Annotated in this window: 26 protein-coding genes, 1 tRNA gene and 3 pseudogenes; 11 read left to right on the plus strand and 19 right to left on the minus strand. The window is 54.8% G+C overall.

Annotation, left to right across the window (positions count from 1 at the left end; genetic code table 11):
• The first annotated feature begins 2 nt into the window (after positions 1-2).
• The 3 genes and pseudogenes from C4J87_RS16290 (at position 3) to C4J87_RS16300 (ending at position 3349) form a co-directional block, all read left to right on the plus strand.
• Positions 3-1234 (plus strand): annotated as a pseudogene (locus C4J87_RS16290) (MFS transporter).
• A 69-nt stretch (positions 1235-1303) separates the two neighbouring features.
• Positions 1304-2572 carry a carbohydrate porin gene (locus C4J87_RS16295; RefSeq protein WP_124367628.1) on the plus strand — a complete coding sequence of 423 codons (1269 nt, stop codon included), beginning with the start codon at positions 1304-1306 and terminating at the stop codon, positions 2570-2572.
• Between the two features lie 45 nt (positions 2573-2617).
• Positions 2618-3349: an SDR family NAD(P)-dependent oxidoreductase gene (locus C4J87_RS16300; protein ID WP_124367629.1), complete on the plus strand. Its 732-nt coding sequence runs from the start codon at positions 2618-2620 to the stop codon at positions 3347-3349.
• Between the two features lie 52 nt (positions 3350-3401).
• Here C4J87_RS16300 and C4J87_RS16305 read toward each other — a convergent pair whose 3' ends face one another.
• Complete coding sequence (locus C4J87_RS16305) at positions 3402-4247, minus strand: fumarylacetoacetate hydrolase family protein (RefSeq protein WP_124368994.1); 846 nt, start codon at positions 4245-4247, stop codon at positions 3402-3404.
• Between the two features lie 155 nt (positions 4248-4402).
• On the opposite strand from C4J87_RS16305, the gene C4J87_RS16310 reads away from it, so the two are divergent.
• The 4 genes from C4J87_RS16310 (at position 4403) to C4J87_RS16325 (ending at position 7478) form a co-directional block, all read left to right on the plus strand.
• A complete protein-coding gene (locus C4J87_RS16310) occupies positions 4403-5071 on the plus strand; it encodes a GntR family transcriptional regulator (protein WP_124367630.1) in 669 nt (222 codons plus the stop codon).
• Positions 5072-5206: 135 nt separating this feature from the next.
• Positions 5207-5755, plus strand: a complete 549-nt coding sequence (locus tag C4J87_RS16315) for a YbhB/YbcL family Raf kinase inhibitor-like protein (RefSeq protein ID WP_124367631.1) — start codon at positions 5207-5209, stop codon at positions 5753-5755.
• Positions 5755-6576, plus strand: coding sequence for an AraC family transcriptional regulator (locus C4J87_RS16320; protein ID WP_164487666.1), 822 nt, complete (start codon positions 5755-5757; stop codon positions 6574-6576). Before C4J87_RS16315 ends, C4J87_RS16320 begins: the two co-directional genes overlap by 1 nt.
• A gap of 332 nt (positions 6577-6908) precedes the next feature.
• Entirely contained in the window at positions 6909-7478 is a 570-nt protein-coding gene (locus C4J87_RS16325) for a TetR/AcrR family transcriptional regulator (RefSeq protein WP_124367632.1), read from the plus strand.
• 167 nt (positions 7479-7645) lie between these two features.
• Here the strand turns inward: C4J87_RS16325 and C4J87_RS16330 are convergent, their stop codons facing one another.
• On the minus strand, positions 7646-8356 hold the full coding sequence (locus tag C4J87_RS16330; RefSeq protein ID WP_177412814.1) for a DMT family transporter: 711 nt from the start codon (positions 8354-8356) through the stop codon (positions 7646-7648).
• A gap of 254 nt (positions 8357-8610) precedes the next feature.
• Positions 8611-9780 (minus strand): cystathionine beta-lyase, encoded by a 1170-nt coding sequence (gene metC / locus C4J87_RS16335; protein WP_124367634.1) that lies wholly within the window; start codon positions 9778-9780, stop codon positions 8611-8613.
• Positions 9781-10144: 364 nt separating this feature from the next.
• Here metC and C4J87_RS26440 point away from each other — a divergent pair, with 364 nt between their 5' ends.
• Both C4J87_RS26440 and C4J87_RS16345 read left to right on the plus strand, forming a co-directional pair.
• Positions 10145-10306, plus strand: coding sequence for a hypothetical protein (locus tag C4J87_RS26440; protein WP_256679887.1), 162 nt, complete (start codon positions 10145-10147; stop codon positions 10304-10306).
• A 171-nt stretch (positions 10307-10477) separates the two neighbouring features.
• A pseudogene (locus C4J87_RS16345) lies at positions 10478-10924 on the plus strand (DsbA family protein); the annotation flags it as partial.
• A 144-nt stretch (positions 10925-11068) separates the two neighbouring features.
• Here the strand turns inward: C4J87_RS16345 and kefC are convergent.
• From kefC to gorA, 6 genes are all read right to left on the minus strand, one after another.
• Positions 11069-12892: a glutathione-regulated potassium-efflux system protein KefC gene (kefC, locus tag C4J87_RS16350; RefSeq protein ID WP_124367636.1), complete on the minus strand. Its 1824-nt coding sequence runs from the start codon at positions 12890-12892 to the stop codon at positions 11069-11071.
• Positions 12893-13147 carry a hypothetical protein gene (locus C4J87_RS16355; protein ID WP_256679888.1) on the minus strand — a complete coding sequence of 85 codons (255 nt, stop codon included), beginning with the start codon at positions 13145-13147 and terminating at the stop codon, positions 12893-12895.
• 45 nt (positions 13148-13192) lie between these two features.
• A complete protein-coding gene (locus tag C4J87_RS16360) occupies positions 13193-13411 on the minus strand; it encodes a 4-oxalocrotonate tautomerase family protein (RefSeq protein WP_124367637.1) in 219 nt (72 codons plus the stop codon).
• Positions 13412-13439: 28 nt separating this feature from the next.
• Positions 13440-14546, minus strand: coding sequence for an alkene reductase (locus tag C4J87_RS16365; RefSeq protein WP_124367638.1), 1107 nt, complete (start codon positions 14544-14546; stop codon positions 13440-13442).
• Positions 14547-14589: 43 nt separating this feature from the next.
• Positions 14590-14922: a carboxymuconolactone decarboxylase family protein gene (locus C4J87_RS16370; RefSeq protein WP_086792976.1), complete on the minus strand. Its 333-nt coding sequence runs from the start codon at positions 14920-14922 to the stop codon at positions 14590-14592.
• Positions 14923-15369: 447 nt separating this feature from the next.
• On the minus strand, positions 15370-16728 hold the full coding sequence (gene gorA / locus C4J87_RS16375; RefSeq protein ID WP_124367639.1) for a glutathione-disulfide reductase: 1359 nt from the start codon (positions 16726-16728) through the stop codon (positions 15370-15372).
• Between the two features lie 30 nt (positions 16729-16758).
• On the opposite strand from gorA, the gene C4J87_RS16380 reads away from it, so the two are divergent.
• On the plus strand, positions 16759-17013 hold the full coding sequence (locus C4J87_RS16380; protein WP_124367640.1) for a hypothetical protein: 255 nt from the start codon (positions 16759-16761) through the stop codon (positions 17011-17013).
• 39 nt (positions 17014-17052) lie between these two features.
• Here the strand turns inward: C4J87_RS16380 and C4J87_RS16385 are convergent, their stop codons facing one another.
• Positions 17053-17805, minus strand: a complete 753-nt coding sequence (locus tag C4J87_RS16385) for a S9 family peptidase (RefSeq protein WP_124367641.1) — start codon at positions 17803-17805, stop codon at positions 17053-17055.
• 409 nt (positions 17806-18214) lie between these two features.
• Here C4J87_RS16385 and C4J87_RS26445 point away from each other — a divergent pair.
• Positions 18215-18466, plus strand: a pseudogene (locus C4J87_RS26445) (integrating conjugative element protein); the annotation flags it as partial.
• 214 nt (positions 18467-18680) lie between these two features.
• Here the strand turns inward: C4J87_RS26445 and C4J87_RS16395 are convergent.
• The 9 genes from C4J87_RS16395 to thrS form a co-directional block, all read right to left on the minus strand.
• Positions 18681-18757: transfer RNA gene (locus C4J87_RS16395), tRNA-Pro, on the minus strand.
• 90 nt (positions 18758-18847) lie between these two features.
• A complete protein-coding gene (locus C4J87_RS16400; RefSeq protein ID WP_003219935.1) occupies positions 18848-19204 on the minus strand; it encodes a MerR family transcriptional regulator in 357 nt (118 codons plus the stop codon).
• On the minus strand, positions 19185-19487 hold the full coding sequence (gene ihfA, locus C4J87_RS16405) for an integration host factor subunit alpha (RefSeq protein WP_002553164.1): 303 nt from the start codon (positions 19485-19487) through the stop codon (positions 19185-19187). The genes C4J87_RS16400 and ihfA overlap by 20 nt, the downstream gene beginning before the upstream one ends.
• A 3-nt stretch (positions 19488-19490) precedes the next feature.
• On the minus strand, positions 19491-21869 hold the full coding sequence (gene pheT, locus C4J87_RS16410) for a phenylalanine--tRNA ligase subunit beta (protein ID WP_124367642.1): 2379 nt from the start codon (positions 21867-21869) through the stop codon (positions 19491-19493).
• Positions 21870-21895: 26 nt separating this feature from the next.
• The gene (gene pheS, locus C4J87_RS16415; protein ID WP_034099107.1) at positions 21896-22912 is read right to left on the minus strand and encodes a phenylalanine--tRNA ligase subunit alpha; all 1017 of its coding nucleotides are present in this window, start codon (positions 22910-22912) and stop codon (positions 21896-21898) included.
• A 109-nt stretch (positions 22913-23021) separates the two neighbouring features.
• Complete coding sequence (gene rplT, locus C4J87_RS16420; protein ID WP_005789679.1) at positions 23022-23378, minus strand: 50S ribosomal protein L20; 357 nt, start codon at positions 23376-23378, stop codon at positions 23022-23024.
• Positions 23379-23407: 29 nt separating this feature from the next.
• Positions 23408-23602, minus strand: a complete 195-nt coding sequence (gene rpmI / locus C4J87_RS16425; RefSeq protein WP_002553160.1) for a 50S ribosomal protein L35 — start codon at positions 23600-23602, stop codon at positions 23408-23410.
• Positions 23603-23662: 60 nt separating this feature from the next.
• A complete protein-coding gene (gene infC, locus C4J87_RS16430) occupies positions 23663-24214 on the minus strand; it encodes a translation initiation factor IF-3 (protein WP_015884933.1) in 552 nt (183 codons plus the stop codon).
• On the minus strand, positions 24214-26136 hold the full coding sequence (gene thrS, locus C4J87_RS16435) for a threonine--tRNA ligase (protein ID WP_124367643.1): 1923 nt from the start codon (positions 26134-26136) through the stop codon (positions 24214-24216). Before thrS ends, infC begins: the two co-directional genes overlap by 1 nt.
• Between the last annotated feature and the right edge of the window lie 271 nt (positions 26137-26407).

Here is a 26407-nt window from a genome sequence, read left to right on the forward strand (position 1 = left end):
TCATGGCTCACAACAATAATAAAGCCAGTTATGAAAATGTTTTGCTCTGCGTGTTGTTCCTGACGTTTGGTTTTGTATTTTTCGACCGTCTGGCGCTGTCGTTCCTGTTTCCGTTCATGGCTGAGGAACTGCATCTGAATAACAGCCACCTCGGCATGTTGTCCTCAGTGCTGGCCTTGGCCTGGGCGATCTCCGGTACGCTGGTCGGCGCGTGGTCCGATCGCCGGGGGTGCGCAAGCCGCTGCTGATTGCGGCGGTCATCCTGTTTTCCCTGTGCTCCGCCCTCTCGGGGCTGGTCTCAGGATTTCTCAGCCTGTTGCTGTTTCGCGGGATCATGGGGTTGGCCGAGGGGCCGATCCTGCCACTATCCCAATCAATGATGGTCGAGGCGTCATCGCCGCATCGGCGAGGCCTGAACATGGGCTTGCTGCAAGGTTCGGCAGCGGGTCTGTTGGGCGCGGTGATCGGCCCTCCGGTGTTGATTGCCCTGGCACAAGCCTATGGCTGGCGGCATGCGTTCGTTGTTTCGTTGCTGCCGGGGCTGCTGATTGCCTGGCTCATCTGGCGCTATGTGCGCCAGGATGAACCACGGCCGGTTCCAGTGAACAATGCCAAATCCTCCGTGCACCGTCTGGCGTTGCTTAAAAGCCGCAACATCGTGCTGTGCACGTTGATTAGTTGCGTGTTTTTAACCTGGTTCGTCATCCTGATCTCTTTTACTCCCACATTTCTGGTCAGTGTGCGCGAGTACAGCGCACCGAGCATGGGCGCGATCATGAGTTGCCTGGGCGCGGCCTGGGTCGTATGGGGATTTGTGGTGCCCAGCATTTCCGACCGAATCGGCCGCCGCCCGACGCTGGTGCTTTTCTCGCTGATTGCCGCCTGCTGTCCGCTGGCGTTGCTGTACGCGCCCTCGCCAATGGTCCTCGGCGTGCTGATGGTGCTCACCTTCACCGGGCTTGGATGCTTCACGTTGTTCATGTCCACCATTCCGGCTGAAACCGTCCCGCGTGAAGTCATGGCTACTGCGCTGGGCATGATCATGGGCGTTGGCGAACTGGTGGGAGGGTTCGTGGCGCCGACCGTCGCCGGGTTCGCCGCCGATCAGTTCGGGTTGTCGATCGTGATGTGGATTTCCTGCGGCGGGGCCTTGCTGGCAGCGGGGCTTTCCCTGCTGCTCAAGGAGACCGCGCCTGGCGTGCTGCAACGCCGATCAATGCAAGCCTGCACATAGCGTGTGTGATCCGCATCACCACGCCGCTCCATTTACTCATCACAACAACAATAAAATGAGTCCCCGACCATGCACCCTACCCTTCGTTTGTGCGCGTTTTTGTACCTCGTGTTTGCCTACCCCCAAGCCTGGGCACAGGAGCGTGAAGGCCCACTGGCCAGCCTTGGCGGGCAATTGGCCAACTATGGCATCCAACCCCATGTGCAATTCACAAGTCTGTCGATGAAAAACCTCGACACCGGCCCGCGCCCCTACAGCTTCGGCAACAGCGGTGACCTGTACATTGGCGCAGACGTTAACCTCGCCACGCTCAGTGGCCTGGACGGCGCAGCCCTGCATTTCGAACAAACCGTCTTTATCCTCGATAACGGGACCGGCCAGCCAACGGCGGGCAAATGGCAAGGTGCCGTCGGCAGCTATTTTGGCGGTGCGCCCTTGCACAACGACATCGCCAGCAATCAGTTGAGCGTGTTGACCTACGAGCAAAAATGGCTCGATGGTCAGCTCGACCTGCACGTCGGGCGGACCAATGGGCGACGGTACTTCTATATCTATAACTGCGAAACGGGAGTCACCTGCACCGACCCGATCCTGGACGCGTCAAGCGGCATGTTGCCGCCGCCTTTCGGCGCCTGGGGGGGCTACCTGAAGTATCAAGTGACCCCCCGTTTTTACGTGCACGCAGGTGCGTTCGAATCCAACCCGGTGGATTACCTAAAAAAACGCAAAGGCCTGGATTTCAGCACCGACGACGCGAGTGGAACCAGCTTTCTGCTGGGCATTGGCAGCAAGCCTGGCGATGACACCACCCAATACGAACTGAATGCGTACTTCAACTCGTCCAACCAGGTCGACCCGTTGACGGGTGCCAGCGACCACGGCACTGCCGGCGGCTTCTTCAAGTTTCGCCAGACGCTATGGCGCGGCGGCCAGCAAGGCGTGCAGGTATTCGGCTCGCTGTCGGCGGCGGCCGACGACAAACAACCCTTCAGCCATTTCGCCGAAGCCGGGCTGACCTACCTTGCGCCCTTTGATCGGGCGCAGGACAAGCTCAATCTCAAAGCCAGTTACCTGCAAGTCAACGCTCATCAGTTGCAGTTCCAGCAACGCCTGCGCACGGCCGCCGGTGGTGACCCTGAACTGGGCGAGCGCAATGTCTACGCCATGGAAGCCAACGGCCATTTTGCCTTGACCCACAACCTGGCGATCGAGCCGAGCATCCAGTACATCATCAATCCGGACAATTTCTACAACCCGGGCGCAACGCAGTTGAGCAACAACGGGTTTGTGGTCGGCCTGCAAGTGGTGCTGGATGTGGGTTCGGTACTGGGTCTGTAAGCCCGTGCCTTGAATAAAGCGTTTAACTGACTCCATGAGGTAACGATGACTATGTTCAGCAGCACTCTGTTTGAAGGCAAGGTCGCGCTCGTCAGCGGCGGGACGTCCGGGATTGGCCAGGCGACCGCCGAGTTTCTGGCCCGACATGGCGCCAAGGTAGTGGCAATCGGCTTGGGCGCCGACGCGACAGTCGTCGCCGAGGGGGTGGAGCTCGATCTTCGCGAGGTTAACGTCACCGACGATGACGCACTCAAAGGCGTGATCCAAAGCCTGGACCGCCTGGATATTCTGGTACCGGCTGCGGGTGGTACCCTGGGCGAAATGGAGATGGAGTGGGAAGCCTTCAACCAAGTGTTGTCGGTGCAACTCAACGCCGTCTACCGCCTGATCAACCTGGCGCATCCCTTACTGGCCAGGCAAGGCGGATCGATCATCAACATAGCGTCGATGTTTTCTTACTTCGGCGGAGGGAAGCTTGTGGCCTATTCAGCCGCGAAGGGGGCGGTTGTGCAGATCACAAAGTCCCTGGCGGAGGCCTACGCCCCGGACAACATTCGCGTCAACGCCGTGGCCCCGGGGTGGATCACCACGCCACTGCTGGCGAAAATCGATGATCAGCCCAGGATCGACCGTTTGCTGTCTCGCACGCCCATGAAGCGCTTCGGCAGCGCTGAAGAGGTCGCGAAGGTGATTGCGTTTTTGGCGTCGGATGCGGCGTCGTTTGTGAATGGCATAATTTTGCCGGTTGATGGAGGGTATCTCACTACGGCGATCTGAACCGACGTCGGTCAAAAAGCGCCTGTCCTATCAGGCGCGGTTTACCCTCTATTCAAAGGACTGAGACAACCCTTTGCCGCTGCTCGCCGAGCCCGTCGATCCACAGGTGGATCTCATCACCCGGTGACAACCACTGTGGCAGCGGCTTCATGCCCATCCCCACACCCGGTGGCGTGCCCGTACAGATTACATCGCCCGGCTGCAACGTCATGTAGCGGCTGCAATACGCCACGATTTGAGCAACAGAGAAAATCATGGTTTTCGAATTCCCGGTCTGGCGGCGCTCACCATTGACCTCCAGCCACATGTTCAGGTTTTGCGGGTCGGGGACCTCATCCCGGGTCACCAGCCAGGGCCCGATAGGACCGAATGTGTCACACCCTTTGCCTTTGTCCCACTGTGAACTTTGCATTTGGAATGCCCGCTCCGACACATCGTTTACGACGCAGTAGCCCGCAACGTAGTTCAAGGCATCGGCTTCGTCCACGTAGCGGGCTTCACTGCCGATCACTACGCCCAGCTCCAGCTCCCAATCCAACTGGGTGGAATCGCGTGGCTGCTGGATGTCGTCATCGGGGCCGTTCAGGCAACTGATGGCTTTATGAAAAATGATCGGCTCGCTTGGGATCGCCATGTGCGCCTCTTCTGCGTGGTCGCGATAATTGAGCCCGATGGCGATAAATTTGCGCACGTGAGCTACAGGTACACCATAACGAACCCCCCTTTCGACCAATGGCAAACTGGCTATATTCAAGGTCGCCAAATGTGCAAGTGACGACGGCGCTAGCACCGCCGCATTGAAATCGGTGACGTGCGCTGAGAGATCGCGAACGCGTCCGTCGGCATCTATCACCCCCGGACGCTCTTCGCCTCGTGGGCCAAAACGACAAAGCTTCATGACTACCTCGATTAGCAATAAAGGGAAAATGAACTGCAACATCTAGAGGCAAACGCCAAAGCTGCAGAAGCAAATCGGCCGATTTGAATAAAACCATCATAAGGATTAAAATATATTTCTTGAAACAAAATATATTTATAAGGAATTATTATTCCATGATTGTTCAGCCCGCAAAAAGCCTCACGCAAGCGACCTACGAGCGCTTGCGCAATGACGTTTTATCTTGTGTTTTGCGCCCAGGGGACCGCGTTAACGTAAAGGTCTTGGCCGAACGCTATAACGCCAGTGCGGGCGCGGTTAGAGAGGCATTGTCTCGAATGGTTTCAGAGGGAATGGTGATTGCCGAGCCCCAGAAAGGCTTTCGTATTTCTGCCATTTCGCTGGCGGACCTGAACGACCTCACACGCGCTCGCATGGAGATAGAAGCCAGCTGTCTTCAGCATGCAATGGACAACGGTACGCTTGCATGGGAAGCAGGACTGGTCGTCGCACATCACTGTCTCTCAAGAATTGGTCAGGGTGACGCGGATGAATGGGCTGCCGCCCATACAGCTTTTCATGAGGCGTTGGTCAGCGCCTGTCCCAATACTTGGCTATTGCGCATTCGCGCGATGTTATTCGAGCAGACCGCTCGCTATCGCGCGATGTCGATTGCCATGACCACGGATCGGGACATTGGGGGTGAACACCAAGCGCTGTTTGATGCAGCGCTGGCCAGAGAAACAACCAAAGCCTGTGAGCTGTTGAAACAGCATATCCACACCACATCCTTGATGCTGGTTGAAGGCTTGCAAGCGGTTGAGCCGTTTATGAATCCCGCATAATGACGCTCACGACGCCCTTAAAGCCTCATGGGGTTCAAGCATATTGACTGGATTGCGATGAAAATCGAGCGCTGGCAAACGGTCTTGTCTGACCAGACACCCCAGACTACCCACTCCAACCCAAGAGGAGTCGGTATGAAAATTTTACGTGTCGCCGCGGGCCTGTTTGCCCTTTCACTCATCGCCGCCAACGCGCAAGCACAATCGTTCACGGTGTCCAGCAGCAGTGTCGAGGACGGGCATTTTCAACAGCGCCAGTTTGCCGATGTGTTCGGCTGCACCGGCAAGAACCTCTCCCCTGAAATTTCCTGGAGCGGTGCCCCGCCTGACACCAAGAGCTTTGTGGTAACCCTGTACGATCCCGACGCTCCGACGGGTTCTGGATGGTGGCACTGGGTGCTGGCAAACGTGCCTGCAACGGTAAACGAACTGAAGGAAGGCGCCGGGAGCGCCGGAGGCAAACTACCCGACGGTACGCTGCAAGTACACGGTGACAGCGGTATGCCCGGTTATCTAGGGGCCTGTCCACCCGAAGGGCAAACCCACCATTACGTCATCACGGTCTATGCCATGAACGTCGATACAATCAAATTACCGCTGACTGCCACTCCGGCCATGCTTGGCTTCATGGTGCCAGGTAATTCGCTTGCCAAGGCCACCCTCACGGTACAAGGCGGCCGATAATGTCATCGACGAACGCTTACGAGTCTCTGCGCATTATCCATCGACCCGGCGTCGGTTCGGCAGGTATCGTACTTCAGCAAGAAAGTCTGGAGTTCAAGCGTTTGTACATCGAGAGCCCCGTCTTGATCTACATTGAGCGGGGCTCGAAAACCGTACGATGGTCAGGCGGCGAGTACGTGATAAACCCAGGCGAGGCCATAGCTGTGGCAGGCGGTTTATATCTGGATATCATCAACCGGTTGGCGCAAGACGGCAGCTATCAGGCCCACTGGCTGGTGTTGGACGGGGCGTTGATTCAGTCTTACGCCGAAGCCAACATGCACCTTGCGGTCATCCGATACGCTCAGCCCGTCACATGCGACGGAGAGCATTTTGCCGGGTCATTTGAGCGTGCCGTTGAGGCGGTAAAAGACACCACGATACCCAATCTGGTCGCTCGACATCGTGTACAGGAATTGCTGGTCTGGACAGGTGTGCTGGGGGTGCGGTTCGAGCAGCCGTGTCTGCCGACAATGGCGTTCAAGGTCCGGCAGTTGATCACTAGCGACCTGGCGAACGATTGGAGCGCTCTGGACATTGCCTCCACTTTTGCGCTTAGTGAAGCCACCTTACGGCGCAGGCTGGCGGAAGAAGGCACCACCTTCAGTCGCTTATTGATTGATGCACGCATGACCTTTGCCTTGCAGCTGTTGCAGTCGTCCGCTCAGACCGTCATGCAGATAGCGCTTTGCGTTGGTTATCAAACGCCGTCGCAATTTGCCGTGCGCTTTCGAGACAGGTTCGGTTTCGCGCCTACCGCAGTTCGGGGGCATCGGCGCTGATTGCCCCTTCTACCTAGAAGCCCATGTTAGCGCCGCAGCTTAGCGGCCTTGACGCTGATACTGATGCCCTTGGAATAGCAGGCCGCCGCAGCCCCTTGGTCGCAACCGTCATCCATTGCATCCACAGAGGCTCCATCGCGTCCGTTGAGTGTGCGAGCCTGCCAAGATTGAAAGCCTTTCGAGACTGGCTATTTGAGGAGGCACATGCGGCTTAGCGGGAGCATCCAAGATCGTCGCGATAGATAGATAGCTCAGTGCAGCGCAAGGCGAACGCTGTCTTATGAGGTGTGACTAATTTATGATGCCAGGATGATAAATTTGGATGCAGCATCATGAGTACACGTTCAGACCTTTTGACCAGCGCTGAGATTCTGCTGCGCACGAAAGGCTACGCGGCCTTCAGTTATGCCGACCTTGCGGATGACATCGGCATTAAGAAGGCCAGTATTCACCATCACTTTCCTACTAAGGAAGGCTTGGCAATAGCCATCGTCGACAGCTATCTGTTCCGGTTTAGGAAGCAGCTGGAAGCTATCAATGATGAGAATGTTGGCATCGTCGACCGGCTGAAGGCATTCACGTTGATGTTCGCGCACAGCAGCGAAAACGGAATGCTTCCACTTTGTGGAGCTTTGGCTGCCGAGCTTCTCGCCCTACCTGAAAGCCTTAAAGCAATGACAAAGGATTTCTTCGAAATCCATCTTACTTGGCTTCAAGGAAATATTAAGCATGGTCAAGATCAGGGCGTGCTCAAGCCCGAGCTCGACGTGATCAAGGTTTCAAGATTCATATTGAATACCTTGGAAGGTGCAAGCTTTGTATCTTGGGCGATGAGCGATGATTACGAGCAGTCGTCTGGGTTTGATTTATTTATCTCTGGACTTCTGCGTTCTGAAGGATAACATTGATTAAGCTTGATTTAGGCGCGATGGTGTTTCGACGCCTTTTATCGCGTGACTAGTTTTATAGCCCACATCCTCTTCATAATATCTGTGGTTTCTGTAATTTCGAAACATGGATATATTTGATCCGCGCTTACCCCGCATCTAGACAGGCCCTCAGACAGTCTTTATTTTCTAGGGATTATTACGCGCTTATCGCTAAGTATTAGCCCAATTCCCCCAAGCACAGCCAGCGATGTAAGCGCTAAGCGAGTAGTCATGCTTTCATCTAAGATGAGCACACCTGCGAGCGATGCCAAAACAGGGACGCTTAGCTGTATGGTTGCTGCCTGAAATGACGAAAGCGAGCGTAATGCCGCATACCAGATAGCATAACCAACGCCCGAAGCAATTGTTCCCGACGCAATCGCACAAAAGACACCTGAAATATCTATTGATAGTTGACTTGCAAAGGGGATTGATGCCAAAAGCATCATTGGGACGGCTCGTAGGAAATTCCAGGTAGTAGACGCGAGTGGATCATTCGATTGTTTACCAATTAGCGAGTATATGGCCCACGCAACGCCAGAAAACAGCATGATTCCAGCGCTAGCCAGCGGAGGGGACGTTGCCCCAGGTAGTAACAAAGCGACCAAGCCTCCAATAGCAAGGATGAGGCCTGTAATAGCTACTGCATGCATCCTTTCGCCTTTATAAAAGCCGTATCCAAGCATAGAGAGCTGGACAGCACCAAATAATAGGAGCGCGCCAGTTCCCGTTTCCAGGCCCAAATAGGCGTATGAAAAGGCGAAAGCGTAGGCAAACAACGTGAAAGCACCTAACCAAGTGCCAGAAGCGCGGGAGTGAGCTCCTTTTATTGCTAAGATTATCCAGAGTATAACGGCTCCGCTCAACAGCCGTATAAGTGTAAAGGACGTAGGGTCAATTTCGGTATGACGAAGCGCTAGCCGGCATAGAACCGAGTTAGCTGCAAAGGACAGCATAGCTAGCGTGGTGAGGAAGACGACTTGTCTCAGCCCTTTGAATGAAAACGTGGCAATTATGCGCTGTGACACCAATGGCTCCTTATTGAGCAGGTGAGGTTTGCTGTCCGATAGCACAGCCCATCAAGAGCTGTGCCTAACGGGTATAACTAGCAACGTAATCTATTAAAATGTGCAAAGCCAACTTTGAGGTCGGCGATTAAGTCATACGGTTCCTCAAGACCGATATGCAGTCGCACTAGATGGCCGTCGATGTCCCAGTGGTTCACACTTCTGACTGGTTTAGGATTCGCCAGCATTGCCAAACTTTCAAAACCACCCCATGAGTAACCGATTGCAAACAGCGATAGATTATCCAAGAGAGCATCTGCTGCTGGCTGCGTGGAAGGCTTTGTCGTAAACGACAGCAAGCCAGATGCTCCTTTGAAATCCCGTTTCCATAAGTCGTGTTGTGGGTGGGATTCTAATGCCGGGTAATGAACTGCGATAACTTCCTCTCGGCTTTCCAACCATTTGGCAACTATCGTCGCATTTTTATAGTGACGCTCTAGGCGCACGTCTAGCGTTCTCATCCCTCGAAGGGCCAGGGTCACATCGTCCGGGCTGGCAAATAAGCCCATATTGAAGTGGTATCGCTTGAGGCTTTCCCACGCTCGCTTGGATGCGGATACAGTGCCAAGAACTGCGTCGGAGTGGCCGACAATGTATTTTGTTGCTGCCATGATGGAAAGGTCGACGCCAAGCTCCATCGACGGGCAGTAAAGCGGCGTGCCCCAAGTATTGTCTGCAATAACCAGGATGTCATGGTCATGGGCAACATTCGCTATAGCCGGAATGTCCTGTATCTCTAATGTTAAGGAGCCAGGGGACTCTAAATAAATAGCTTTGGTGTTAGGTTGGATGAAATCGACAATGCCGGATCCTATCGTAGGATCGTAAAACGACACCTCGATTCCTAAGCGCTGGCCTACCTGCTCGCAGAAGACCCTTACCGGCGCATACACGTTATCGGCAATCAAAATGTGATCACCTGTCCCCACTACGGAAAGTATCGCAGTCGTACACGCTGATAACCCTGAAGGGCATAGAACCGTCCCTTCCGAACCTTCCAATTGCTGAAGGGCCGCAGTGAGTGCCTCTGTAGAAGGGTTGTTCCAACGTCCGTAAGCGTATTTTTGACGTCCTTCGCGCATCGACTCGCATGTGGGAAAGGCTACAGTAGAGCCTCGGTAAACGGGCGTGTTGACGAATCCGTGGTGTTGATCAGGCTCGATAGACGCGTGGGCGAGTAAGGTCTGTACGTTTTTATATTTTTTCATACCGGATCCAATTCGTACCTTGGCGGGATGGGGTGGGATGGGTTGCGTATTCGCCGCAGATTCAAGATTAAAATACTATTTTATATAAATGTCTACCTATAGGTTGGCGCTTAGATAAACATATCTAAAAACAAATGGTTACGGATGCATAAAAAATAGAGTTTGCGCAGCTACCATGTGAATGGTAGGTTTTTTGTGTTTCGGGACCTAGCGACCTGATCGACCTAAATGTGATGATCTGAGCGTGCTACGGCATTGGGTGGGAGCGCTTTAATGTCGTTAACGGCATTGGAGCTCGAGGCGTTTCCCGCACTTCCCATGCGACGGGGTTTTCGCATTAAGCGCCTTGGGCGTGGTTACATTGATGAATATGGTTGGTGTTAAGTGGTTTGGTGAAATGGAATTCTGGTTCGCCGTGATCAAGGTCGCTGCTATTAGCGTGTTCTTGGTGATTGGATCGTATTTCTTTGCCACAGGTCACGAGGTTGCCGGGCATATTCCAGACTTACATTTCTATCGCAAATAAAATACCGTCGTGCTGTAAAAATAGGTGAGGTCGAAATGGCCTCATTTAGAATGCCTGGAGCTCCGTTTACCTCTTGGTTAACTCTTGTTTTCTTGCTGGTGGTTTTGGCTCTTTTGGCGTTCGATTATTCCAATCGAACTTACACTGTTCTTTCTATACCGCCACGCAGGATCCGCTGACGCCATGATGAGTACAGTCAGCGGTTACGGTCGTACTGACGGTCTGGATTATCACTTTGAGACCATGATGTTTGGCGATACGGCTGATACTCACATGCTGGTGAAAGCTGTTGGGGATACCGCAGTGAAAGCGCGCCTTGTAGAGGCGCTGTATGAGCAAGGTACCAGTCATAGCAGATCAATCTTTGATCGCTCCAGTTTGGAGGTGATTGCGAGAGAGGTCGGCGTGTCGGAGGAGTCAATTCAGTTGGCATGCTCATCCCCAAAACTACGCGATGAGATGGAAGAGGAAGAAGCTTTCGCAGCGCAGTTAGGTTCCGGCGTCCCGCTGTTTGTCTTCGACAACGCGTTCTCGTTATCGGGTGCGCAGCCTGACGCAGCCTTTTTCGAAGCACTCAATAAAATGCCAGCCAACGCGAACATCGAGGATAGCTCAGTGCCGTCCCTGGGAGTTTTTCATGAAGGACGACTGCTTCGAGTCATCGCCGGGTCGAGATCAGTTTCTGTTCTGAAAAAAGCGAATATCGTTGAGCTGGAGGATGCCAGCCAAGCAGGTTCCTCCGACTCCGTCCAGCCGAATCAGCTATTGGTCTCGCTGATTTGTAGAGTCATTTTTCTTAGCCTCTCCATCGATAGGATGGGCGCGATCGTCATTAAAGAGTTCCGTTAATAAGGCGTTGGCTCGTTTGTAAGCGTCATATCTGAACTCAGTATCGTCCACCGGCTGTGCGGCCATTTCCTCTAGCATCTCCAAGTTCAGCCTACGGAATGTGTCGGCACGCTCACGAGCCTCGTAGCGCCCAACGCCTAGATGCTCCAAGGCACGACGCCCAAGAGATAAAGCGCTTTCAAAGGTTTCCCTTTCGACGGCCTCGATGCCCATCTGACGCAAGGTAATGATGTGCCCCATATCACGGGCCCGCACCACGAGCTTCAGCGACGGAAAATGCTCCTGAGCCAACTTCGTCAGTAGTAGGTTGTCGTCCTGGTTGTCGATAGCGTTGATCAGTACCACAGCTTGTGCAGCACCTGCTGCGTGGAGCAAATCTAGGCGGGTCGCATCACCGTAAAACACCTTCACCCCGAATTTGCGCAGCGTCTCGATGTGGTCAGGGTCATGATCCAATACCACGACTTCAAAACCACAGGACATCAATAGACGTCCAGCGATCTGACCGAATCGTCCGAAGCCAGCAATGATCACTCGAGGATTGCTTTGATCGATGGTGTCCGCTTCCTTGCTGTCCTGTTTTTTCGACGACTCCAGATAATTGAGCAGCAGAATCAGCAGCGGTGTCACGCACATCGACAGCGCCACCGCCAGAGTCAGGCTTTTACCCCATGGCTCGATCAAGATGCCGGCAACTGTCGCAGCGCCAAAAACGACAAAAGCAAATTCGCTGCCCTGTCCAAGGAATACCGCCTGCCATGAACGCTGATTGCTTGGGACGTTGAGGAGGCGTCCCAGGAGTTTGATCATGAGCAGCTTGATCACAATAAACCCCGAGGTCAGCGTGAGCACTCTCAATGGTTCATCAATCAGCGTGCCAAAGTCGATGGACATACCCACGCCGATAAAGAACAGGCCGAGCAAAAGCCCCTTGAACGGTTCGATGTCGCTCTCTAGGGCATGCCGATATTCCGAGCTGGCCAACAGAACGCCTGCTAGAAAAGCGCCCATGGCCATGGACAAGCCAGCCTCTTCGAGTAAGAGGCCGAACCCGAATACTAGGAAGAGTGCGACGGCACTGAATATTTCGCGTAAGCCAGATCGTGCGACGAAGCGCAGGACGGGTCGAGAAACGTACCGACCTAAAAGCACCACCGCGACGATTGCACCGACGATTTTTGCAATCGACAGTGCGAGCTCGGCGCCGGAAGGCGTACCGCCATTCGCGGCCAGCAATGGAATCGTGGCCACAAGCGGAATGGCTGCGATGTCTTGGAATAACAACACGGCAAAACTGCTGCGGCCCACGGCGGTTGACGTCATGTTTCGCTCGTTCATTGCCTGCATGGCAATCGCTGTCGAGGATAGGCTCAGCGTCAAGCCAACCAACAGCGCTGCTGTCCAGTTCAAACCAAGTGCAGCGCAGAACACGGCGATGGCCGCCCCGCACACAAGCATCTGTAATGCGCCACCGCCGAATACCATTCGACGCATTGCCCAGAGGCGTTTGGGATCAAGTTCTAGTCCAATGATAAACAACATCAAAACTACGCCGATTTCAGCAAAGTGCAGGATGGATTCCACATTCGTTATCAGCTTCAGGCCCCACGGGCCGATCAGGCAGCCGGCCAACAGATAGCCCAGAACCGGGCCGAGCCCTAACCGAACGGCGATTGGGACTATCAAGGCAGCCGAGCCCAGGTAAATGAGCATTTCAATCAGGCTGTGAGTATCCATTCAAACTTCCCTCCAGCAGGCTAGGCGCTCGCCGTAATGGCGAATTTGCTTAATAAGTGACGATTGATTAGCTAAGTATGCACCGTGAACTGCGCGAATAACGACTTCGGGATTATTGGCGGCCACCCTGAGCATCAGTTTATTGACCCTGGATTTCTCAGGATAGGGATGGGCATAAATGATCAGAATCACGGAGCAGACCCTACAGATCCGGCGTTCATTAAGAACGGAAAAAGCCCCCTGGTTGTTGAGCATAAACTCACTCAACCATCAGGGAGCTAATAACGGAACGGTGCAGCCTTATTGACCGTTTTGAAGCTTCAGTACCTCTTGCGCAGTCACAGGCTTGCCGGCAATACCCCAGTCCCCGCTCTTAACCTCTTCGAAGATGACCCACGTGAGGGCGCGCATGTTTTCACCTTCCACCGATACCATGGCGTCAGTCACCTTACGGATGACTTCAGCTTTTTGTTCGTCGGAAAAAACGCCTTCGATGCCTTTAATAGTGACAAGTGGCATGGTGTTCTCCTGAATGTCTGAGAAGAAGTTAGGCTTGGGTCGCCGCGTATTCCGGGTAGTCGGTGTAACCCTTCTCAATCGAACCGCTCACGCCATAATAGGTAGCGCGATCACTCTCGGCCAATGGCCAATTGTTTTGCATACGCTCGACCAAATCTGGATTGGCAATATAAGCGGTGCCGAAGGCAATCAGGTCTAGCTCACCTTTAGCCAGCTCAGACTCTGCGATTTCCTTGGTGAAGCCGCCAGCAGCCATAAGGGTGCCTTTGTACGCCTCACGGAACGCAGCGCCGAAACCAGGTGGTGTTTGTGCGGCAAGGATGGTCGGTTGGTAGTTCAGGTGAACAAACGCCAGTTCCCTTTCATTGAGTGCCGCAGCCATGCTCATCCAGGTCTCTTCTTCGCCTTCGTACACACCGAAGTCGTACAGCCGACCAAACGGCGAGAAGCGCACACCAATCTTCGAACCACCAATTTCAGCAGCGATTGCGTCAATAGTTTCGAGGAGGAAACGCTGACGGTTGGCGATGGAACCACCGTACTGGTCGGTACGCGTGTTCAGGGAGCTGCTCAAGAACTGATCGAACAGGAAACCGTTGGCTGCCATGATTTCGATGCCGTCGAAGCCGGCGTCCATGGCCATCCGTGCGGATTTAACGAAGTCAGCGATGACGCGCTTCACCTCTTCAGTTTCCAGTGCACGTGGTGCGCTAGGTTGAACAGGGCCTGCTTTGCCAGGTTCGATCCAGGCATACACGGTCGTTTCTACCGCTGGTACTGTGCCCGAAGAGACCGGCACGATGCCATGCACGGAGACGTGAGACATGCGGCCTACGTGCCAGAGTTGCGCAAAAATCTTCCCGCCTTTGGCATGCACGGCTTTAGTGACATTGCGCCAGCCTGGCAGGTGCTCATCTTCGTAAATACCAGGGGTATACAGATAGCCCCGGGACTCGTCGGAAATAGGCAAACCTTCAGTGATCAGCAAACCAGCAGAGGCACGTTGCGCGTAATACAGCGCGTTGGCTTCATTTGGAACGTTATCCAAAGTACGGGTGCGAGTCATAGGGGCCATGACAATGCGATTTTTAAGGGAAATACCTGCCAAATCGTAAGGAGTGAATAGCTTATTCATAATTAATCTCGACGTCGTTGAGGAGTTGGATTTTGCGTTTGATTTAGGACTTATCAAACGCGTCGAGTACGTGGGTGCTATACACCAATGCTGCACCGGCGTTCATGTTGATGGCCACACCCAGTGCTTCGGCCACTTCTTCACTAGTGACACCGAGCTTCTTGGCTTCAGCTGCGTGGAAGGCGATGCAGCCATCACAGCGAGTTGTTACGGCCACCGCCAGGGAGATCAGCTCGCGAGTCTTTGCATCCAGGTGATTGGTTTTGCTACCGGCGGCACCGAGTGCAGCCATGCCTTTCATGGTCTCCGGGGAGAGGCCATTGAGTTCTACCAAACGAGCACTGATGTCTTTACGGGCTTGCTTCCAATCTTGCATGGGATTCTCACATGGGCGTTAACGCCCCGTAGGGGTGGGTTGATTTTTGAATCTTTGTATAAGCTACCATCTAGTTGGTAGGCTTGCAATAGGGTCGTTCTTAATTCATGTCATTACGCATGGAGAGCATGACAATCTCGATGTGCACTCATTAATTGAAATTTGGTCGAGGGTGCTCAGCGCTGGCTGCTTGCCTATCTAGAGATAGGCTTTCACAAGGAGAATTATTTCAGGCAACCTAAGGGAAGGACTCGAATGCAGCGCATCGTATTCGCGAAGGCTGGCTAAGACTCAATAGAGTCAATCCTTTGCATGCAGCGCTTTAGGTTTTAAATTGGCCTGAGCAGAGCGCTGCGTGGTAAGTCGCTAAGTGGGTAAGCTGGAAATTGAGCTAGCGCCCAGCGGCTGCCGTTGCGACAGAGCCAGGCGCCCAATGCTAAAAACCGATTAACTCCCGACGGGCGTGCGCATGGTTACAAACTCTTCAGCGGACGTCGGGTGCACGGCGATGGTTTCGTCGAAATCGCGCTTGGTCGCCCCCGACTTCAGCGCAATCGCCAAACCCTGCACGATCTCGCCAGCGTCCGGGCCGACCATGTGACAGCCCAATACCTTGTCGGTCTTGGCATCCACCACCAGCTTCATCAAAGTGCGCTCTTGGCATTCGGTTAGCGACAATTTCATCGGACGGAAACGGCTTTCAAAGATCACTATTTCGTGCCCAGCCCCTCGCGCCTCTTCTTCGGTCAACCCGACAGTACCGATGTTCGGTTGGCTGAACACTGCTGTCGGGATCATTCTGTAATCTACTGGACGGTACTGCTCAGGCTTAAACAGGCGACGAGCAATAGCCATGCCTTCAGCCAATGCGACTGGTGTAAGCTGCACTCGACCAATTACGTCCCCCAAGGCCAGAACTGATGGCTCAGCCGTTTGATACAGCTCATCTACTTTGATAAAGCCTTTCTGGTTGAGCTTAATGCCAGTGTTTTCCAAGCCGAGGTTGTCGAGCATCGGACGTCGACCGGTAGCGTAGAACACGCAGTCCGCCTCAAGCTCACGACCATCCTTGAGAGTAGCTTTCAGGCTGCCGTCGGCTTGTTTGTCGATGCGCTCGATGTCGGCATTAAACTGCAGATCCATGCCACGCATGGTTAGCTCTTCCTGCAAATGGTTGCGTACCGCACCATCGAAGCCGCGCAGGAACAGATCACCGCGATACAGCAGGGTGGTCTTGGCACCTAAGCCATGGAAGATGCCGGCGAACTCCACCGCAATGTAACCACCGCCGACCACGAGAACGCGCTTTGGTAGCTCTTTGAGGAAGAATGCCTGGTTGGAGCTAATCGCATGCTCGTGTCCTGGAATTTCGGGAATCTGCGGCCAGCCGCCGGTAGCGATCAGGATGTTTTGAGCCGTGTGACGCTCGCCATTGATTTCCACGGTATGAGGATCAACGATTTTGGCATGCCCCTCATGCAGGGTCACACCGCTGTTGACTAGCAGATTGCGATAGATGTCGTTCAGACGATTGATTTCGCGATCCTTGTTGGCAATCAACGTCGACCAATCAAACTTCGCCTCGCCCGGAGTCCAGCCGAAACCTTGTGAATTCTCGAAGTCGTCGGCGAAATGCGCTCCATAGACCAGCAGTTTTTTCGGCACGCAGCCGACGTTGACGCAAGTGCCGCCCAGATAGCGGCTTTCGGCCACAGCCACTTTGGCGCCAAAACCTGCGGAAAAACGAGCAGCCCGAACACCTCCGGAGCCTGCACCAATTACATAAAGGTCAAAGTCGTACGGCATTTTAATCTCCGGATGTGTTGGAACCGGTACATGGCTGAACTCACGTACGATTTATTTTGTAGGCGTTATAAGAGCCATGATGCGTTAAATTATTGCTATAACGTTCCTGCTAATGCTGCTAGTGAAAGAATTACCATCACCATCAAAAGAAAAACCGGAAGAGCTTTGCTCGTGCCGTTGTATTTTTTATGGCGACGCGCCAACTCACTATCGCAAAAAAGCGGCTTATCTTTTTCCCTTTCTCTGGCTGCCTTTAGAGCCAATATCGAGCAGTACCGCATATGATTGGAACCTATAGTGAGCTTTAGGGTTACGTAAAATTTATTATAAGTATCTGGAGCTCCAAGCTGTAATGCATGAAGCGACATAGCTTGCGTCTTTGTTGTTGGTTAGCAGGTGGTCTGCAGAGTCCAGGGAGATAAAACTTTTCGGGTGCTTCGCCTGGAGATAAATTTTTTGCGCTTGTTCTATCGACACAACGCTATCCACAGGAGAGTGGAAAATAAGCAATGCGCGTTGCAGATTGGCGATGTTTTCATCCTGCTGGTGGGCTTCGATGTCATCGAGGAATTGTTTCTTTATCGTGAATTCTCGACCTGCGAGCATGACCTGGAATTCGCCAAAGTCTCTTATCGAATCAACATCAGTTCTGAATTGTTTCATGACGTGGGCAGCTTCAGCAGGGGCGCCAATTGTTACAACGCCCTTCGCTTCTGGTATGTGTTTCGCTGCTGCTATTACTGCGGCTCCGCCTAAGCTATGACCAATTAAGATGGAGGGAGCTTGGTATGTATCACGCAGAAATTCTGCAGCTGCTACCAAGTCGGCGACATTAGACGAGAAGTTACTGTTCGAAAAGTCACCTTCACTACCACCTAGCCCTGTGAAGTCAAAGCGAAGCACCGCTACATGGTTGTCTACCAGCGCTTTCGAAATTCTTGCAGCGGCCTTGATATCCTTTCCACATGTAAAGCAATGTGCGAATAGTGCGTATGCGCTAGGCGATTCGGGAACTTCAAGCAGCCCAGATAGACTTATACCTTGGCGATTTTGGAACGTTATCATCTGTTTGCTCATGGGAATTTTCCTAAATCTGTCCTGCTGCCTGTTAAGAGCCGCCATAGGACTGGCTACCGCTGGATACCATGACCATTGAGTTCATCGAGCGTACGATAATTCTATGCCAGTTTGGTCACTTTTCCGTTTCGCCCTAACCAAGATGGCTCGGGATACGACAGAGCGCTTTTAATCAAGGCTACCATCCAGTTGGTAGACGTTCAAGGATTTTGTTTTCTGTCCTCACCGCGTCAGATGGGGCCATTTATGTTTCTCGATAGCCTGAAAAAGCTGCACTGAAAATCAGAAAGACGCCAATCGCGCCTAGCGCTCACGGAGAATTCGGTGGACTTGGGGATGGCAGTCGTTCGGTTGGCGCTCAACTCTCGCCCCCAATTACCGCTCTTGATAACTTCGTCTGCGGCATGACAGCAGTGACTGCCTGGGTGGGGCTATTTGCCAAACATGGACTTCACCTCAAGGAGAAGCCGAATGGGCCGTTCGCGTGCTGAGGGAGAGCGAAGTCGCGACCTGCGACAGCTGCGAAACTCTGCGTGCGACCGCTGGCAGCGGATTGACGCCGCTGATCCAGGAAGCCTACAGCGAACGCCTTAAGGCCCTGCAAGAGTTGCTGCCTGGCTCGCTACCGCCTAGCCCTGACAATCTCGCTAAAGCCTCTGCAGATAGAAAGCTCGGGCGGCGCGCTGAATGTCGGTGAGGGTTTTGCAGCCGGTCATCTTCTTACATACGCCACATCATGCGAATCAGTACCAAGATGTCGCTGGTTCACACGAAGCTTGCAAAATTCAGAATAGCCGTGGGAGTAAATGTGGGAGCATTTTTTCAGACATGAAAAAGCCCAACCTTTTCAGATTGGGCTAAGTCATTGAAAAATATGGTCGGGACGGAGTGATTCGAACACTCGACCCCTAGCACCCCATGCTAGTGCGCTACCGGACTGCGCTACGCCCCGACTAGGCGTGTTACTGGGTTTGCTTCTTAACGGAGCGAACCGGAATATACCGCAAGCTTTTGAAATGTGGAAGTATTTTTAAAGCCTGAATCACTTCTTCAGCACCACCAGCACATCTTCGAGTTCGGAGATCATCTGGCGGATCATTTGCTTGTATTGGGTGGTGTCGTCTTTGGCTTCATCACCGGACATGCGCTGGCGTGCGCCACTGATGGTGAACCCCTGGTCGTACAGCAACGCGCGGATCTGCCGGATCATCAGCACATCCTGGCGCTGATAATACCGGCGGTTCCCAGTGCGTTTGACGGGGTTGAGTTGAGGAAACTCCTGCTCCCAGTAGCGCAGCACGTGCGGTTTTACCGCACACAGCTCGCTGACTTCACCGATGGTGAAGTAGCGTTTGCCCGGGATGACGGGTAGTTCGTCGTTATGACTTGGTTCCAGCATAAGCCTCAACTCGGGCCTTCAACTTCTGCCCTGGACGAAAGGTGACCACACGGCGAGCCGTGATCGGGATTTCTTCTCCCGTTTTTGGATTGCGGCCAGGCCGCTGGCGTTTGTCCCGCAGGTCAAAATTGCCGAAACCGGACAATTTGACCTGTTCGTTGTCTTCCAGAGCGTGCCTGATCTCTTCAAAAAACAGCTCGACCAATTCCTTGGCCTCACGCTTGTTAAGACCCAACTCTTCGTACAGACGTTCCGCCATCTCAGCTTTCGTCAAAGCCCCCATACGTCACTTCCTTAACGTGGCGTTCAACCTTTGTTCGAGCGAGGTGAGGATATTTTGTGTCGTGGTATTCACCTCATCGTCATTAAGAGTGCGCGATGGATGCTGCCAGGTCAAGCCAACCGCAAGGCTTTTTCTATGCGGATCAATGCCTTTACCCTGATAGACGTCAAATAGCCTGAGGTCTGTCAGCCATTCCCCTGCATTTTCTCGGATTACATCCAGAACGGCAGTGGCAGCGACTTCACGGTCGGCGATCAGGGCCAGGTCGCGACGCACTTCTGGGAAGCGCGAAAGCTCGCTGAATTTAGGCATTTTGCCCGACGCAACTTCAGCCAGAACCAGCTCGAAAACGAAGACTGGACGATCCAGGCCCAGGGTTTTCGACAGTTCCGGGTGAATGGCACCGACGAAGCCGACCAAACGACCTTCGCGCTCGATACGCGCCGTCTGGCCTGGGTGCAGTGCAGGGTGTTTGCCTGGCAGGAACGTGAAGGCGTCCAGCGCACCGGCAAAGCCCAGTACCGCTTCCACGTCAGCCTTGACGTCAAAGAAGTCCACGGCATCGCGGCCTTGTGCCCAGCCTTCCGGCAGGCGGCTACCGCAGACCACACCCGCCAGCATCGGCTCTTGCTTCAAGCCATCGAGCTGACCGACAAAGCGCAGGCCGCTTTCGAACATGCGCACGCGATCTTGCTGACGGTTCAGGTTGTGGGACAACGCCTTGATCAACCCTGGCCACAGCGACGAACGCATGGCCGCCATATCGTTGGAAATGGGGTTGGCCAGCAACAGCGGCTCGACACCTGGATTGAACAGCTCGAACTGCTTTGGATCGATGAAGCTGTAAGTCACCGCTTCCTGATAACCACGGGCAACCAGCAGGCGACGCAGTTCCGGCAGATGTGCACGGGCTTCAGCTTTCGGCTGCGGGGCCAGACGCGCTTGCGGGTAACGAACCGGCAGGCGGTTGTAGCCGTACAGGCGGGCCAGTTCCTCGATCAGGTCGACTTCCAGGCTGATATCGAAGCGATGGCTTGGCACTTCAACGTGCCACTGCCCTTCCCCACCCGCGGAGATGGCGAGACCAAGGGCCGATAGCAGTTGCTCGATCTCGGCTGGCTCGATCACCAGGCCGAGCATTTGCTCAACGCTTTTGGCGCGCAGCGTGATTGGCGCAACGGACGGCAGGTACTGTTCGCTGACAGTCTCGGTGATCGGGCCGGCTTCGCCACCGGTGATTTCCAGCAGCAGGCCAGTGGCGCGCTCCATGGCTTCACGGGCCAGTTTCCAGTCCACGCCACGCTCATAGCGGTGCGACGCATCGGTGTGCAGGCCGTATGAGCGGGCCTTGCCGGCGATGGCGATCTGGTCGAAGAACGCGCTTTCAAGGAAAACGTCGCGAGTGGTCGCCGATACGCCGCTGTGCTCGCCACCCATTACGCCGGCAATCGCCAAGGCACGGGAGTGGTCGGCGATGACCAATGTGTCGGCGCGCAGGCTGACTTCCTGGCCGTCGAGCAGTACCAGCTTCTCGCCTTCCTCTGCCATGCGCACGCGGATGCCGCCATTGATTTCGGCGAGGTCAAACGCGTGCAGCGGCTGACCCAGCTCCAGCATCACATAATTGGTGATATCGACGGCCGCATCGATGCTGCGCACGTCAGCGCGGCGCAGGCGCTCGACCATCCACAGCGGGGTTGGCCTGGACAGGTCGACGTTACGGACCACACGGCCCAGGTAACGTGGGCAGGCGTTTGGCGCCAGCACTTCAATCGAGCGCACGTCGTCGTGCACGGCAGGCACGCTGGCAACCACCGGGCGGGTAACAGGCACGTTGTAAAGCGCGCCCACTTCACGGGCCAGACCGGCCAGGGACAGGCAATCGCCACGGTTCGGGGTCAGGTCGACCTCAATGCTGGCGTCTTCCAGCTCCAGGTAAACACGGATGTCCTGGCCCACTGGCGCGTCGCCCGGCAGTTCCATCAAGCCGTCGTTACCCTCGCCTACCTGCAGCTCGGCCTGGGAGCACAGCATGCCGTTGGACTCGACGCCGCGCAGCTTGGCCTTCTTGATCTTGAAGTCGCCCGGCAGTTCGGCACCGATCATGGCGAACGGAATCTTCAGGCCCGGGCGCACATTGGGCGCTCCGCACACGACCTGGAAGGTTTCGGCGCCATTGCTGACCTGGCACACCCGCAATTTGTCGGCATCCGGGTGCTGCTCGGTGCTCAGCACCTCGCCCACCACCACGCCGCTGAATACACCGGCGGCCGGGGTAACGCTATCGACCTCAAGACCGGCCATCGACAGACGCGCAACCAGCGCGTCGCGATCTACCTGCGGGCTTACCCAGCCACGCAGCCATTGTTCACTGAATTTCATCCTGCTCTCCTAAAGATTCGTTACGACTAGCGAAATTGCGCGAGGAACCGCAAGTCGTTGTCGAAGAACAGACGCAAGTCGTTCACGCCGTAACGCAGCATGGCCAGACGCTCAACGCCCATGCCGAAGGCAAAGCCCGAAAACTCTTCCGGGTCGATCCCGGACATGCGCAGCACGTTAGGGTGGACCATGCCGCAGCCCATCACTTCCAGCCAGCCGGTCTGCTTGCACACGCGACAGCCTTTACCGCTGCACATCACGCATTCCATATCGACTTCAGCGGACGGCTCGGTGAACGGGAAGAAGGACGGACGGAAACGCACCGCCAGCTCTTTCTCGAAGAACACCCGGAGGAACTCCTCGATGGTGCCTTTGAGGTCGGCGAAATTGATATCGCGATCAACCAGCAGGCCTTCGACCTGGTGGAACATCGGCGAGTGGGTGATATCGGAGTCGCTACGGTACACACGGCCTGGGCAGACAATGCGGATCGGCGGCTTGTTCGCTTCCATGGTGCGGACCTGTACCGGCGAGGTATGGGTGCGCAGCAACATGTTCGCGTTGAAATAAAAGGTGTCGTGCATCGACCGGGCCGGGTGATGGCCTGGGATGTTGAGCGCCTCGAAGTTGTGATAATCGTCTTCGACCTCAGGGCCTTCGGCAATGCCGTAGCCAATGTGGGTGAAGAACTGTTCGATACGTTCCAGAGTCCGGGTGATCGGGTGCAAACCGCCCGAGGCCTGGCCACGGCCAGGCAAGGTCACGTCAATGGACTCGGCGGCGAGCTTGGCCGCAAGATCGGCCTCCTCGAGCGACGCCTTGCGCGCATTGAGAACCTCGGTGACGCGCTCCTTGGCAACGTTGATCAGCGCACCGACCTGCGGGCGCTCTTCAGCCGGCAAATTCCCCAGGGTCTTCATCACCTGAGTCAATTCACCCTTTTTACCAAGGTAGTGAACCCGGATTTGCTCCAGGGCATTGATATCTTCAGCGCTTTGCACAGCCTCAAGAGCTTGAGCGACGAGCGCGTCCAGGTTTTCCATGTACAGACTCCAGATACAAAATAGGGGAAGAGCTTGAAGGCTCTTCCCCTATTTATGACGTTTACCACCTTGGGCTACAGGAGTAACCCAGGGTGACTGTCGGGGGTACTTAAGCCAAGGAGGCTTTAGCTTTCTCGACAATCGCAGCAAACACCGCTTTTTCGTTCACGGCCAGTTCAGCCAGAACCTTACGGTCGATTTCGATGGACGCTTTTTTCAGGCCAGCGATGAAACGGCTGTAGGACAGACCGTTAACACGTGCACCAGCATTGATACGAGCGATCCACAGGGCGCGGAACTGACGTTTTTTCTGACGACGGTCACGGTAGGCGTATTGGCCTGCCTTGATTACCGCTTGTTTGGCAACACGGAATACGCGTGAACGCGCGCCGTAGTAGCCTTTAGCAAGTTTCAGAATTTTTTTGTGACGTTTACGGGCAATGACGCCACGCTTTACACGAGCCATGAGTTACTTCCTCTATTCTTGATCCAAAATTAACGAAGGCGCAGCATGCGCTCGACTTTTGCCACGTCAGACGGATGCAGCAAGCTGCTACCGCGCAGTTGACGCTTACGCTTGGTCGACATTTTGGTCAGAATGTGGCTCTTGAAAGCGTGCTTGTGCTTGATACCGTTAGCAGTTTTCAGAAACCGCTTAGCAGCACCACTTTTAGTCTTCATCTTTGGCATGTTCGGATACTCCGCATTCAGTTGATAAACATAATCAGAAGGCCTGCCGTGCCCTGTTGATTACTTCTTCTTTTTCGGGGCGATGACCATGATCAGCTGGCGTCCTTCCATCTTAGGATGCTGTTCGACCGAACCGTACTCGAGCAGGTCAGCTTCAACCCGCTTGAGGAGTTCCATCCCCAGCTCCTGGTGGGCCATCTCACGGCCGCGGAATCGCAAGGATACCTTGGCCCTGTCCCCATCACTCAGGAAACGTACCAGGTTGCGCAGTTTTACCTGGTAATCCCCTTCCTCCGTCCCTGGACGAAACTTGATTTCTTTTACTTGAATCTGCTTCTGGTTCTTCTTCGCTGCGGCAACCTGTTTCTTCTTCTCGAAGATCGACTTGCCGTAGTCCATCACCCGGCAAACGGGTGGGATTGCATCGGCGGAAATTTCCACCAGGTCCAGCTTGGACTCTTCTGCAATACGAAGCGCTTCATCAATCGAGACGATGCCAATCTGCTCGCCATCAGCGCCAATTAACCGAACCTCGCGTGCCGAGATATTCTCGTTGATCGGGGCTTTCGGTGCAGCTCGTTTATCTTGTCTCATTTCACGCTTAATAATAATTACTCCGAATCTGGGCGACCACGCCGGGAAACCGCTTGCGCGAGGAACTCAGCGAACTGGGCGACGGGCATCGAGCCCAGGTCAGCACCTTCACGAGTACGCACAGCGACAGTCTGCATCTCGACTTCCCGATCTCCGATAACCAAAAGATAGGGAACCTTGAGCAAAGTATGCTCGCGGATTTTAAAGCCGATCTTTTCATTTCTCAAGTCGGACTTGGCACGAAATCCGCTTTCGTTGAGTGTTTTTTCAACCTCAGCGGCAAAATCTGCCTGTTTATCAGTGATATTCATGATCACTGCCTGAGTCGGAGCCAGCCACGCTGGGAATGCACCCTCGTAGTGCTCGATCAGGATCCCGACGAACCGTTCGAAGGAGCCGAGGATCGCCCGGTGCAGCATAACCGGGTGTTTACGGCTGTTGTCTTCGGAGACGTATTCGGCTCCCAGACGGATCGGCAGGTTAAAATCGAGCTGCAGGGTACCACACTGCCAGACACGGCCAAGGCAATCTTTCAGCGAGAACTCGATCTTCGGACCGTAGAACGCGCCCTCTCCCGGCTGCAGGTCGTACGCAAGGCCCGCGCTGTCGAGCGCTGCGGCCAGTGCAGCTTCGGCGCGATCCCAGAGTTCGTCGGAGCCGACGCGCTTTTCCGGACGAGTGGACAGCTTCATTTCGACTTCGGTAAAACCGAAATCGCGATAAACGTCCATGGTCAACTTGATGAACGCGGCGGACTCGGCCTGCATCTGCTCTTCGGTGCAGAAGATATGGGCGTCATCCTGGGTGAAGCCGCGCACCCGCATGATGCCGTGCAACGCACCCGATGGCTCGTTGCGGTGGCAGGCACCAAATTCGGCCAGGCGCATCGGCAACTCGCGGTAGCTTTTCAGGCCCTGGTTGAACACCTGCACGTGGCAAGGGCAGTTCATCGGCTTGATGGCGTAGTCGCGGTTTTCCGACTGGGTGGTGAACATATTGTCGGCGTAGTTGGCCCAGTGCCCGGATTTCTCCCACAGGCTGCGATCAACCACCTGCGGGGTCTTGATCTCGAGGTAACCATTTTCACGCTGAACCTTGCGCATGTACTGCTCGAGCACCTGGTACAGGGTCCAGCCGTTCGGGTGCCAGAACACCATGCCCGGCGCTTCTTCCTGGAGATGGAACAGGTTCAGGCGCTTGCCGATCTTGCGATGGTCACGCTTCTCGGCCTCTTCGATACGCTGGATATAGGCAGCCAGCTGCTTCTTGTCAGCCCAGGCGGTACCGTAGATCCGTTGCAGCTGCTCGTTCTTCGCGTCGCCGCGCCAGTAGGCGCCGGACAATTTGGTCAGCTTGAACGACTTGAGAAAGCGCGTGTTCGGCACGTGCGGGCCACGGCACATGTCGACGTATTCTTCGTGGTAGTACAGGCCCATGGCCTGCTCGTCCGGCATGTCTTCCACCAGGCGCAGCTTGTAGTCTTCGCCACGGGCGGTGAACACATCGATCACTTCGGCACGCGGGGTGACTTTCTTGATGACGTCGTAATCTTTTTCGATCAGCGCGTGCATGCGCTGCTCGATCGCCGCCAGGTCATCCGGTGTAAACGGACGCTCATAAGCGATGTCGTAATAGAAGCCTTCGTCGATGACCGGGCCGATCACCATTTTCGCGGTGGGATACAGCTGCTTGACCGCGTGGCCAATCAGGTGCGCGCAAGAGTGGCGAATGATCTCCAGCCCCTCTTGATCCTTGGGCGTGATGATCTGCAGGCTGGCATCGGCGGTGATCAGGTCGCTGGCGTCAACCAGCTTGCCATCGACCTTGCCGGCCACGGTGGCCTTGGCGAGGCCGGCACCAATGGATGCGGCGACTTCGGCTACGGAAACCGGATGATCGAACGAACGTTGACTGCCGTCGGGTAGAGTAATAGTTGGCATGGCGCCTCCTCTCCTAGTGGTGACCCCTACCAAAGGTCACGTGGGTTGGGATGAGCCAGTACAAGATCCAACACCAGGCCGCTCAATACTGAACGCCTGCCTTACAGCGGCAGGAGCCTTTCGGCCAACCGATAATCGAACCAGAGTGACTGGAGTGAACAAAAAAGAGCTGGCAAGGCGGCACGGAGCACACCTGGAAAAAGCCAAGCCCAGGATGCTAGCACAGATGAACGGTCATCGCGCCGACACGACCTGCGGTAGAAGTAAATTC

Origin of the sequence: Pseudomonas sp. R1-43-08 (assembly GCF_003852255.1) — a bacterium.
In the GTDB taxonomy this organism is placed as follows: domain Bacteria; phylum Pseudomonadota; class Gammaproteobacteria; order Pseudomonadales; family Pseudomonadaceae; genus Aquipseudomonas.